This window comes from Amycolatopsis echigonensis, assembly GCF_014174495.1.
Lineage (GTDB): Bacteria > Actinomycetota > Actinomycetes > Mycobacteriales > Pseudonocardiaceae > Amycolatopsis > Amycolatopsis echigonensis.
On sequence record NZ_JACJHR010000094.1, the window covers coordinates 16,003 to 28,973 of the forward strand.

Here is a 12,971-nt window from a genome sequence, read left to right on the forward strand (position 1 = left end):
GACGAAACCAAGCTGGTCGACTACCTGAAGCGGGTCACCGCCAACCTGCAGGAGACGCGGGCGCGGCTGCGCGCGGTCGAGGCCGCCGAATCCGAGCCGATCGCGATCGTGGCGATGGGCTGCCGCTACCCCGGCGGCGTCCGGTCCGCCGACGACCTGTGGGAGCTGGTCGCGAACGGCCGCGACGCGATCGGGGAGTTCCCCGCTGACCGCGGCTGGGCGCTGGACCGGCTGTTCGACGCCGACCCGGACAGCCCCGGCACGAGCTACGTCTCCGAGGGCGGGTTCGTGCACGACGCGGGCGAGTTCGACGCGCCGTTCTTCGGCATCTCGCCGCGCGAGGCGCTCGCGATGGACCCGCAGCAGCGGCTCGTGCTGGAGCTGGCGTGGGAGACCTTCGAACGGGCCGGGATCGCGCCGCACTCGCTGGCGAAGCAGCAGGTCGGCGTGTTCGTCGGCAGCGGCGGGCAGGACTACTACGACGAGCTGCCGCCGTCGGTGCTCGCGGGCGAGGTCGAGGACTACCTGAGCACCGGCAACGCCGGCTCGGTCATCTCCGGCCGGATCGCCTATGCGCTCGGCCTGGAAGGCCCGGCTGTCACGATCGACTCCGCCTGCTCGTCTTCGCTGGTCGCGCTGCATTTGGCGGTGCAGTCGCTGCGCCAGCGGGACTGCTCGCTTGCGTTGGCGGGCGGAGTCATGGTGATGTCGAGGCCGGGTCCGTTCCTCGCCTTCAGCCGTCAGCGCGGCCTGGCTCCCGACGGTCGTTGCAAGGCCTTCTCGGACAGCGCGGACGGCACCGGCTGGGCCGAAGGTGCGGGAACCCTGTTGCTGGAACGGCTTTCCGACGCACAGCGCAACGGACACCCGGTGCTCGCGGTCGTGCGCGGTTCCGCGGTGAACTCCGACGGCGCGTCCAACGGTCTCACCGCGCCGAACGGTCCTTCGCAGCAACGGGTGATCCGGCAGGCGCTGGCCAACGCCCGGCTGTCGGCGTCCGATGTGGACGCTGTCGAGGGCCACGGCACCGGCACCACGTTGGGCGATCCCATTGAGGCGCAAGCCTTGCTGGCCACCTACGGTCAGGACCGGACTGAACCCCTGTGGCTCGGGTCGATCAAGTCGAACATCGGCCACGCACAGGCGGCGGCAGGGGTCAGCGGCGTGATCAAGATGGTGCAGGCGATGCGGCACGGCCTGCTGCCGCGCACGCTGCACGTCACCGAACCGTCCACAGAGGTCGATTGGACCTCCGGCGCGGTTGAGCTCCTGCGCGCTGAACGATCTTGGGCAGCGGGGGAGCGGCCGCGTCGCGCCGGTGTTTCGTCGTTCGGCGTGAGCGGCACCAACGCGCACGTCATCCTGGAAGAAGCGCCTGCGGTGGAGGCTGCTGCGCCGGTTATCCCGAGTTGGCCGGAGGGCGTCGCGGTTCCGCTGCCGCTGGCTGGCCACGGCAGTGCGGCCCTGCGGGCTCAGGCCGCTCAGCTGGTTTCTTCTGCGGCGAACCCGCTTGACCTGGGCTTTTCGCTCGCCACTTCGCGGTCGCCGCTGTCGCATCGCGCGGTGGTGCTGGCCGAGGACCCGAAGCAGGCCATCGCCGCTCTCGCCGACGGCGTCGCGACTCCGGACGTCGTCACCGGGGCGCAGGTCGAAGGGTTGACCGCGTTCCTGTTCTCCGGTCAGGGCGCGCAGCGGGCCGGGATGGGGGCCGCGCTGGCCGCCGCGTTCCCCGTCTTCCGCACGGCGCTGGACGAGGTCTGCGCCGAACTGGATCAGCACCTCGACCGTCCACTGAAGACAGTCCTGTTCGAGAAACCGCGGCTGATCAACCAGACCGGCTACACGCAGCCCGCGCTCTTCGCGGTCGAGGTGGCGCTGTTCCGGCTGCTGGCGTCGTGGGGGATCGAGCCGGACTTCCTGCTCGGCCATTCGATCGGCGAACTGGCTGCCGCGCACGTCGCCGGGATTCTCTCGCTCCCGGACGCGGCGGCGTTGGTCGGCGCGCGGGCGCGGCTGATGCAGGCGCTGCCGTCCGGTGGGGCGATGGTGGCTCTGCAGGCGACTGAGGACGAGGTCACGCCGCATCTGGCCGGCGAGGTCAGTATCGCCGCGATCAACGGTCCGGACTCTGTCGTGCTTTCCGGTGCCGATGACGCTGTTGCTGCGGTGGTGGCGGAGTTCGACGGGCGGAAGTCTTCGAAGCTCAAGGTGTCGCACGCGTTCCACTCGCCGCTGATGGAGCCGATGCTCGCCGAATTCGCCGCCGTAGCGCGCGGCCTGACCTACCACCAGCCGGAAATCCCGCTGGTTTCCACGGTCGGCGCGGATGTCGACATGTCCACTCCGGACTACTGGGTGCGCCAGGTGCGCGCCGCGGTCCGGTTCCACGACGGCGTCGGAACGCTTGCCGCCCAGGGTGTCGGACGCTTCGTCGAGGTCGGTCCGGACGGAGTGCTGTCCGCGCTGGTCCGCCAGACGTCCGACGCGCTCGTGGTTCCGGTGCTCCGCAAGGACCGGGAAGAACCAGCGGCCGCGCTCACCGCGCTGGCCGAACTGTTCGTCAGCGGCTTGACCCTGGACTGGGCCGCGGTGTTCGCCGACCGTGGTGCCCAGCGCGTCGACCTGCCGCCGTATGCGTTCCAGCGTAAGCGGTATTGGCTCGATGCCCGCGCCAACCGCGACGAGGTCACCGCCGCCGGGCTGACCTCCGCCGGGCACCCGCTGCTCGGCGCGGCCGTCGCGCTCGCCGACACCGACGGCGTGGTGCTCACCGGCAGGCTGTCCGTCGAAACGCACCCGTGGCTGGCCGAACACCAGCTCGGCGACGCGGTCACCGTGCCCGGCACGGCGTTCCTGGAACTGGTCGTCCGCGCCGGGGATCAGGTCGGTTCCGGCCGGATCGAGGAACTGACCCTCGGCAGCCCGCTCGTCCTGCCTGCCCGCGGCGGCATCCAGGTGCAGGTCACGGTCGGTGCGGCGGGGGAGCGCGAGGTCCGCTCGGTGACTGTCCACTCGCGACCCGAGGACGACGATGCGGACTGGACCCTGCACGCGAGCGGCAGCGTCGCTCCGCAGTCGGCGCAGGGTGGCACTGAACTGACCGAATGGCCGCCTGCTGGTGCGGAGCCGGTCGCCATCGATGGTCTGTACGACGACTTCGCCGACACCGGCCTCACGTATGGCCCGCTTTTCCGTTCCCTGCGAGCAGTCTGGCAGCGTGACGGCGAGATCTTCGCCGAGGTCGCGTTGCCGGAGGACAGCGACGCCGATCGCTTCGGTCTCCACCCGGCCGCGCTCGACGCGTGCACCCACGCGCTGCGGGTCGCCGGTGGCGGCGACGGCGGCGTCGGCCGGGTTCCGTTCTGCTGGACCGGCGTTGAGCTGCACGCCACCGGTGCGTCCGCGCTGCGCGTGCGGTTCACCCCGACTACAGAGGACGGTTTCCAGCTCGCTCTTGCCGACCCGACCGGGGCTCCGGTCGCGACGGTCGCCGAGACAGTGTTCCGCGCGTTCGCCGCGCCGGTCGCCGAGCAGGCCGCGCCGTTGTACCGGATCGAATGGCAGCGGTCGGCCGATATTGAAGCCACTGTGGACACTGCTGATGTCCGGCTCCTCGAGTGCCGCGGTGAAACTGGCACTGCGGAGGAGGCCCACGAGCTGACGCACCGGGTGCTGGCGGGCCTTCAGGAGTGGTTGTCTGAGGAGCACCCCTCGCAAGCCCGGCTTGTCGTGGTTACCCGCGGCGCGGTCCCGGCCGCCGGAGACGTCACCGACCTCGCCGCCTCCGCGGTCTGGGGCCTGGTCCGTTCCGCGCAGGAGGAGAACCCGGACGCCTTCGTCCTGCTCGACCTCGACGGCGAAACCACGCCGGAAGCGGTGTTGCCGCAGGTCCTGGCCTCGGGTGAGGCACAGGCGGCGGTCCGGCTCGGCACGGTCCTCGTGCCCCGGCTCGTCCGCACGACCCCGGAACTGGAGCGGCCGTACTTCTGCCCGCACGGCACGGTGCTGGTCACCGGCGCGTCCGGCGCGCTGGGCGGGAAGCTCGCCCGGCACCTGGTCGCCGAGCACGGCGTCCGCCGGTTGCTGCTGCTCAGCCGCCGGATCACGCCCGCTCTCGACCAACTGGCCGCCGAACTGCGCGAAAGCGAGGTCGACGTCCGGCTGGGGCGCTGCGATGTCGCCGACCGCGAGGCGCTGGCCGGCGTGCTGGCGTCGCTGCCGGAGGAGAACCCGCTCACGGCGGTCGTGCATGCCGCCGGTGTCCTCGACGACGGCGTGGTCACCGCGCTCACCCCGGAACGGGTCGACGCGGTGCTGGCCCCGAAGGTCGACGGTGCGCTGAACCTGCACGAACTCACCCGCGAAACGGCGTTGTCTGCGTTCGTGCTGTTCTCGTCGGTCTCCGGCGTGCTCGGCGCGCCTGGCCAGGGCAGCTACGCCGCCGCCAACGCTTACCTGGACGCCCTCGCGTCGCACCGCGTCGCGCACGGCCTGCCGGGTCTGTCGCTGGACTGGGGCTTGTGGGGCGAGGTCGGCGGCATGGGCGGCACGCTCACCGAAGAGGAGGTGCAGCGGCTCGCGGCCAGCGGCATCGTGCCACTGTCCACTGCGGAGGGGCTGGCGCTCTTCGACCGCGCGATCGCCGTCCGTAAGCCGACCGCAGTCCCGGCGAAGCTCGAGCTGCCGGTGCTGCGCAAACTCGACCGGCTCCCGCGCACACTGGAACAACTCGTCGGCCGCACCACGCGCCGGGTCGCCGCTGCGGCGGAGTCCTCAGTGGACTCATTCGCCACACGGCTGCTGGGCCTGCCCGAAGAGGACCGTCGCGACGCAGTGCTGGAACTGGTGCGCAGCCACGCGGCCACCGTGCTCGGTTACCGTGCGGCGCACGAGATCGAGCCGTCGGCGCAGTTCCAGTCGCTCGGCTTCGACTCGCTGACCGCGATCGAACTCCGCAACGGCCTCACCGCGGCCACCGGACAGCGGCTGCCCGCGACCCTGATCTTCGACCACCCCACGCCGACCGCCCTCGCCGCGCACCTGCTCGACGAGCTGGCGGGCACGGCGGTCGAGATCAGCACGGTGTCCACTAAGGACAATTCGGAAGAGCCGATCGCCATCGTCGGCACGGCCTGTCGTCTGCCCGGCGGCGTCACCTCGCCGGAGCAGCTGTGGGAACTGGTCGCCGAGGGCCGTGACGCGATCGGCGACTTCCCGGCCGACCGCGGCTGGGACATCGACGGCTTGCTCGACCCGACCGGCCGACGTCCCGGCACGACCTACGTCGCACGCGGCGGCTTCGTGTACGACGCGGGCGATTTCGACCCGACCTTCTTCGGCGTCTCGCCGAAGGAAGCACCGATGATCGACCCGCAGCAGCGGCTGCTGCTCGAAGCGTCCTGGGAGGCGCTGGAGCGATCCGGGATCGACCCGGTCTCGCTCAAGGGCAGCCCGACCGGCGTGTACGCGGGTGTCCAGTACCACGACTACGTGGGCGCGAACAGTGCTGGTTCGATCGTCACCGGCCGGGTTTCCTACACTCTCGGCCTCGAGGGCCCGGCCGTGTCCGTCGACACCGCGTGCTCGTCCTCGCTGGTCGCGATGCACATGGCGGCGCAGGCGCTGCGCGGCGGCGACTGCTCGCTCGCGCTGGCCGGCGGCGTCACGGTGATGGCCACGCCAGAGACCTTTGTGGAATTCAGCCGCCAGCAGGGCCTCGCGGCCGACGGCCGTTGCAAGGTGTTCTCCGACGACGCCGACGGAACGACCTGGTCCGAAGGCGTCGGCGTGCTCGTGCTGGAGCGCCTTTCCGACGCCCGCGCCAACGGCCATCCGGTGCTCGCGATCCTCAAGGGCAGCGCGGTGAACCAGGACGGCACCTCGAACGGCCTGACCGCGCCGAACGGTCCGGCACAGCAGCGGGTGATCCGTGCCGCGCTGGCCGACGCCGGACTGGAGCCGTCCGATGTGGACGCTGTCGAAGCGCACGGCACCGGTACGAAGCTCGGCGACCCGATCGAAGTCCAGGCACTGCTGGCCACCTACGGCACGCAGACCTCGGCGGACCGTCCGTTGTGGATCGGTTCGGTGAAGTCGAACATCGGACACACTCAAGCTGCCGCGGGTGCGGCAGGCGTGATCAAGATGATCGAGGCGATGCGGCACGGCGAACTTCCCGCGACGCTGCACGTGGGCAAGCCGTCGAGCGAGATCGACTGGTCCACGGGTGCGGTGCGAGTGCTCGCCGAGCCGGTGAAATGGCTGCCGAACGGCCACACCCGACGTGTCGGCGTCTCGTCCTTCGGGGTGAGCGGCACGAACGCGCACGTGATCCTGGAGGAAGGCGACCGTCGCGAGGTCACTGCCTCGACTGGTCCGGAGTACGACGGTCCGGTCGCCTGGCCGGTCTCGGGTCGGGGCGCGTCCGCGTTGCGGGCGAAGGCGGAGCAGCTGATGTCCTATGTGGACGAGGATCCGGAAGGCAGCCTCGCCGACATCGGACTCTCGCTGGCGACCGCGCGCAGTGCGTTCGACCGTCGCGCGGTGCTGATCGGCAGCCGTTCGCCGCAGTTCGTGCGCGGGCTGGCGGCCTTGGTCGACGAGGAGGACGCACGCGGCGTCGTCCGCGGCATCGCCACCGGTAGCGGCCGTACCGCGTTCCTGTTCGCGGGCCAGGGTTCGCAGCGGGCGCAGATGGGCACGCAGCTGGCCGCGCGGTACCCGGCCTTCGCCGAAGCCTACGACGAGGTGTGCGCGGAACTCGACAAGCACCTCGACCGTCCGCTGCGCGAAGTGATCGAAAGCGGCGACGGCCTTGATGAGACCCGCTGGACGCAACCGGCGTTGTTCGCGCTGGAGGTCGCGCTGTTCCGCACGGTCCGGTCCTGGGGCGTGAAACCGGACCTGCTGGCCGGACACTCGATCGGCGAACTCGCGGCCGCCCACTGCGCGGGCGTCTTCTCTCTGGCCGATGCCGCGAAGCTCGTGGTCGCCCGCGGTGCGCTGATGCAGGCGTTGCCGACCGGCGGCGCGATGGTCGCGATCGACGGCACGCCGGAAGCGGTTCGCGAAGCCGCGGGGGACACTGTGGACATTGCTGCGGTGAACGGCCCGGCTGCGGTCGTCATCTCCGGTGCCGCGGAATCCGTCGCCGAAGTAGCGGCGAAGTTCCAGCGCACCAAGCAACTCCGAGTTTCGCACGCGTTCCACTCCCGAATGATGGAACCCATGCTCACCGAGTTCCGCACCGTCGCGGAAGGACTGTCCTATGCGGACCCGAGGATCCCGATCATCTCCACGGTCACCGGCGAGCCCGCCGACGACCTGACCTCGCCGGAGTACTGGGTGAACCAGGTCCGCGCAGGCGTGCAGTTCCGCGACGCGGTCACCCGGGCCGCAGCGGACGGCGTCACTCGCTTCCTCGAATTGGGTCCGGACACCACGCTCACCGCGATGGCCGACGCCTGCCTAGACGAGCGACCGGACGGTCTCGTGCTCGCCTCACTGCTGCACAAGGAGCAGGACGAGGCGGTCGCCGCGCTGACCGGCGTCGCACAGTTGCACGTGAGTGGCGTCGACGTCGACTGGGCGTCGATCTACGCGCCAACGGGGGCACACCCAGTGCCCGTGCCGACGTACCCGTTCCAGCGCCAGCGTTACTGGCTGGAGAGCACGGCGTCCGCGCCGGGCCAGGAAGACCACCCGCTGCTCGGCACCGCGACGGAATTGGCCGGTGCGGAAGGTCTCCTGTTCACCGGACGGCTGTCTGTCGGCACGCTCCCATGGCTGGCCGATCATGTCGTCGGCGGCTCGATCCTGTTCCCCGGCACTGGTTTCGTCGAAATGGCGACCCGCGCGGGTGACGAGGCCGGGTGCCCGAGGCTGGACGAGTTGACTCTGGAGTACCCGCTGGTGGTGCCGGAGCGCACCGGTGTCCGCGTGCAGTTCGCGCTCGACGCCGCGGAAAACGGCGTTCGGGCGTTCACTGTCCACTCGCGACCGGAAGGCGCGGCGGACGGTGTCCCGTGGACCCGGCACGCCACCGGACGCCTGGCGAAGGCGGGCAAGTCGGAGAAGTTCGACCTGTCCACCTGGCCGCCCGCCGTTGAACAGGTGCAACTCGAAGGCACCTATGAGGAACTGGCCGCCGACGGTCTCGCGTACGGCCCAGCATTCCGGGGTCTCGTCGCCGCTTGGAAGGGCGATGGGGAAGCGTTCGCGGAGATCCAGCTTCCCGCCACCGTGTCCGATGTGGACCGTTACGGTATCCATCCGGCTGTGCTCGACGCCGCTTTGCACACCATCGGTGTTTCCGGCGCGGTCGGGGACGAACCGGCGCTGCCGTTCGCGTGGGAAGGCGTCCGTCTGCACGCAGTTGGTGCGACAACGCTGCGAGTGCATGTGAAGCAGCTCGGTTCCGGAGCGGCAGCATTGAAGATCGCCGACGGCACCGGCGCTCCAGTTGCTTCGGTGGATTCGTTGCTGCTGCGCCCAATGTCGGCACAGCCGCGAGCCGCCGAAGCCGGTGGCACCGAGTCGCTGTTCCGTCTCGCGTGGGAGCAGACCGACGTCGACGCGGTCGCCGAGGTCACCGACTGGACCGTGGTCGGCGACGACCCGTTCGGCCTCACCGACGCTCTCGGTGCCACTGCCGCGATCAGCATCGGCGACGCATCCGGTCTGGTCGTACTGCCGGTCGCCGGTGACGAGGTGCATGCGGAACTGCACCGCGTCCTCGGCGAACTGCAGACGTTCCTCAGCCGTCCGGAAGGCTCCCTGCTGGTCGTCACCCGAGGCGCGGTCGCGGCCGACGCCGAGGAAAGCCCAGACCCGGTCGGAGCCGCGGTGGCCGGACTGGTCCGTTCGGCGCAAGCCGAGCATCCGGACCGGATTACGCTGGTCGACCTTGGCACCGGAACCCCTAGCGGCCGCACCCTCGCCGCGGTGTCGGTGTCGGACGAACCGCAGGTCGCTCTCCGTGCCGGCGCGGTGCTCGTGCCGCGCCTGCAGCGGGCCGCGGACGCCGCTGCCGCGCCGGTCTGGGATCCGGACGGCACGGTGCTGATCACCGGCGCGACCGGCGCGCTCGGCGGTTCCGTCGCCCGGCACCTGGTGGCCGAACACGGCGTGCGGAACCTGCTGCTGGTCAGCCGTCGCGGTGCGGACGCACCCGGCGCGACCGAGCTGCGGGACGAACTGACCGGTCTCGGTGCGGAGGTCACCCTCGCCGCCTGCGACGTGGCGGATCGCGCCGCGGTTTCCGCGCTGCTGGACGGTGTCGACCTGCGCGGAGTCGTCCACGCAGCCGGTGTCCTGGACGACGGCGTGCTGACTTCCCTTACCCCAGAACGTCTCGACCACGTCCTGCGCCCGAAGGTCGACGCTGCGGCCACGCTCGACGAGCTGACCCGCGACCACAACCTGACCGCGTTCGTCCTGTTCTCTTCGGCCGCCGGGGTCCTCGGCGCACCGGGCCAGGGCAGCTACGCCGCGGCCAACGCCTACCTCGACGCGCTGGCGGTCCGCCGTCGTCGCGAAGGCCTCGCGTTTTCGTCGCTCGCCTGGGGCCTGTGGGGCGGCGGCATGGGCGCGGCGCTGGAGGACGCGGACGCCCACCGCATCGGCGAAACCGGCATCACCGCGCTGTCCACAGAGGACGGTCTGCGGCTGCTGGACGCGGCGGCTGGTTCCCCCGAACCCCTGCTCGTGCCGATCGCGCTGGACACCCGCGTGCTGGCGTCCTCGGGCGACGACGACCTCCCGGCCGTCCTGCGCGAACTCGCCGGCACTCGCGGTCGTCGGGCGGCTCAGGACGCGGTGGAGGACACCGAATCGCTGGCGCAGAAACTCGGCGCGCTCCCGCCGGGCAAGCGGGTGCCGACCGTGCTCACCCTGGTGCGCACGCACGCGGCGACGCTCCTCGGGCACGCGGGTCCGGAGGCGGTGGAAGCGGACCGCTCGTTCAACGAGGTCGGTTTCGATTCGTTGTCCGCCACCGGCTTCCGCAACAAGCTCAGCCTCGTCACCGGCTTGAAACTCCCGGTCAGCCTGATCTTCGACTACCCGACGCCGCGGATCCTCGCCGAGCACTTGGTTTCCGAGCTGGCCCCGGCCGAAACCGCGCCGGAACCGTTGTCGGACCAGGGAATCCGGGACGCGCTGGCGGCGATCCCGCTGGAGCGGCTGCGTTCGGCGGGACTGCTCGACGGACTGCTCGAACTGGCGGGCATCCAGCTTCCGGAGCAAGCCGCGGACGAGCCGGAAGCGTCCGCGGTGGACGAGGACACGATCGACGAGCTGGACACGGACGCGTTGATCAGCATGGCAATCGGGGGTGGGGACGACGATTAGCCCACCCCTATCGGGCCCGGCCGGTATTGCCGCTCTCGCGGCCGCTGTGGCCCACTTGATCCCGACAGTTTCCCCGCTTGACCGAACCGAGGAGAGGTAACCCGATGGTCACCGGCTACGCAATCGAAGCACGGGGGCTGCGCAAGTCCTACGGCGATGTCGACGTCCTGGAAAGCGTCGACCTCAGCGTCGAGCGGGGCACGATGTTCGCACTGCTGGGCCCCAACGGCGCCGGCAAGACCACGACGGTGCGGATCCTCAGCACCCTCCTGGAGGCCGACGGCGGCACCGTGACCGTGAACGGGCACGACGTCGCCAAGCGCACCCGCAAGGTCCGCGAGCAGATCGGCCTCACCGGACAGAACACCGCGGTCGACGAACTGCTCACCGGACGCGAAAACCTGGAAATGATGGGACGGCTGTTCCACCTGCCGGTCGCGCGGGCGAAGGAGCGGGCGACCGAACTGCTCGCCCAGTTCGACCTCGAAGAAGCGGCCAGCCGTCCGGTGAAGACCTACTCCGGCGGCATGCGGCGCCGGCTCGACCTCGCGATCAGCCTGATCACGTCGCCGCCGGTGCTGTTCCTCGACGAGCCCACCACGGGTCTGGACCCGCGAAGCCGCTCGGCGATGTGGGACGCGATCCGCAAACTGCTCGACGGCGGCACCACGGTCCTGCTCACCACGCAATACCTCGACGAGGCCGACCAGCTCGCCGACCGGATCGCGGTCATCGACAAGGGCCGCGTCGTCGCCGAGGGCACCGCCACCGAGCTCAAGCGCCGCGTCGGCACCGAACGGCTCAAGCTGACCTTCGCGTCGCCCGCCGAAGCGGGCCGCGCGCAGCAGGTCACCGGCGGCGTGCTGCTGGACGAGACGGTCAGCGTCCCGATCGACCACCCCGGTCAGGTGCGGGCGACGCTCAACCGGGTCGCCGACGCCGGGCTCGAGCCCGCCGGGATCGAGCTGTCCGAACCGACGCTCGACGACGTGTTCCACACCCTCACCTCAACCGCGGGAGCGAAGTGATGACCCAGACCTTGTCCAGGGAAACCGAGGGGGCGCGGATCCCCGCAGCGCCCGAGAGCGCCGGGCTGGCCTCGGTGCTGTCCGACTTCCGCGTGCTGATCGGGCGCAACGTCAAGCACATCACGCGGAACCCGGAGATGCTGCTGCAGGCGGTGTCGCTGCCGATCGTGCTGCTGTTGCTGTTCCGCTTCATGTTCGGGCCCGCGATCAACGTGCCCGGCATGGCCTACGTCGACTACCTCGTGCCGGGCCTGCTCGCGATCAGCATCGGCTTCAACTCGACGACCACCGTCGTCGGAGTCGCCGCGGACCTGACCCAGGGCCTCGTGGAACGCTTCCGCTCGATGCCGATGTTCGGCCCGGCCGTGCTGGTCGGCCACGTTGTCGCCGGGATGCTGCGCAGTCTCGTGTCGTTCGTGATCATGGTGGCGATCGGCTTCGCGATCGGCTTCCGCCCCGGCGGCAGCGCACTCGGCTGGCTCGCCGCGATCGGCCTGCTGGTCCTGTTCGCGGCCGGCGTCTTCTGGCTGGCGGTGCTGCTCGGCTCGATCTCGAAGACGGTCGAGGGCGCCGGCGGTCTCGGCATGATCCTCGTGTTCGTGCCGTACGCGTCCAGCGCTCTCGTGCCGACCCAGGCGATGCCCGGCGTGCTGCGCGTGATCGTGGACAATCAGCCGTTCACCGTGCTCATGGACGCTGTGCGGGCGCTGATGAACGGCACTCCCGCCGGCGGCACCGCGTGGCTCGCGCTCGCCTGGTGGGGCGTGATCACCGTAGCGGCGTCGTTCCTCGCGGTGCGCAAGTTCAACCGGCGCACCAAGGGCTGAACCCCGTTTCCGCCGAAGGGCGACCCGCTTCCGCGCGGGTCGCCCTTTCCGTCGTGCCTAGGGGGGACCCCGATTCCGCTAGGTCGGCTTTAGATCGTTCCGGCACTCTCTGTGGGGTAGAGAGGACCACTGCGTGAAGTGAGGTGGCGACAATGCCGACCCGGGTGATGGAGAAGCCGGTCGATCCCGTGACCGCGTGGCTCGCCCCGCTCGCGGACGACCCCGCGGGCGCGGTCGCGTTCCTCTCCGAAGTAACTGACCGCGTATCCCGGCACCACGGCTCAGGCCGCATACTGGTGCCCGGCGGCGGCCCGGTCGCGGACGCACTGGCCGGAGAGGGCTATGAGGTCCACCTGGAACCCGGCCCGCGCTTCGACGCCGGATACCTCGGCGCGGACGTGCTTTCCCGCCTGCCGGACCAACGAGACCAGCTGCGCGCGATCGGCCGCTACAGCCGCCTCCTGCGCCCCGGCGGAGCCCTAGTGGTCCAAGGACGCCACCCGGATCCAGCCTGCTGGACCGCAGACGCCCGCGTACGCGCGGTGGACGACGTACGGCAAATCGTCCACCTGGCCGACGCCACGCTCCCGTTGCGATACGTGTGGCCCGCAGAACTGGACCTGATGGCCGAACTGGCCGGTCTAGCCCTGGACAGCCGCTGGGGCGGCTGGTACGGAGAACCGGTCACCTGCGGCGGTTTTGTAGTCTCCGTCTACCGCAGCTGAGGGGTGTCGTGAGGGGAACCCTGAGGGAATCAGATTCCCTC

At 70.5% G+C, this 12,971-nt stretch carries 3 protein-coding genes and 1 pseudogene; all 4 read left to right on the forward strand.

What is annotated here, in order from left to right; translation table 11 throughout:
* Positions 1–27: 27 nt before the first annotated feature.
* Positions 28–10,350, forward strand: a pseudogene (locus tag H5411_RS39505) (SDR family NAD(P)-dependent oxidoreductase); the annotation flags it as partial.
* Positions 10,351–10,454: 104 nt separating this feature from the next.
* Positions 10,455–11,378: an ATP-binding cassette domain-containing protein gene (locus tag H5411_RS39510; protein ID WP_183126748.1), complete on the forward strand. Its 924-nt coding sequence runs from the start codon at positions 10,455–10,457 to the stop codon at positions 11,376–11,378.
* Positions 11,378–12,205 (forward strand): ABC transporter permease, encoded by an 828-nt coding sequence (locus tag H5411_RS39515; RefSeq protein WP_183126749.1) that lies wholly within the window; start codon positions 11,378–11,380, stop codon positions 12,203–12,205. The genes H5411_RS39510 and H5411_RS39515 overlap by 1 nt, the downstream gene beginning before the upstream one ends.
* Positions 12,206–12,357: 152 nt before the next feature.
* Positions 12,358–12,930, forward strand: a complete 573-nt coding sequence (locus H5411_RS47190) for a hypothetical protein (protein WP_208637447.1) — start codon at positions 12,358–12,360, stop codon at positions 12,928–12,930.
* The last annotated feature ends 41 nt before the right edge of the window (positions 12,931–12,971 follow it).

Coding starts and splice junctions, on each gene's coding strand:
- H5411_RS39510 (WP_183126748.1), top strand. CDS start 10,455: ATGGTCACCGGCTACGCAATCGAAGCACGGGGGCTGCGCAAGTCCTAC.
- H5411_RS39515 (WP_183126749.1), top strand. CDS start 11,378: ATGACCCAGACCTTGTCCAGGGAAACCGAGGGGGCGCGGATCCCCGCA.
- H5411_RS47190 (WP_208637447.1), top strand. CDS start 12,358: ATGCCGACCCGGGTGATGGAGAAGCCGGTCGATCCCGTGACCGCGTGG.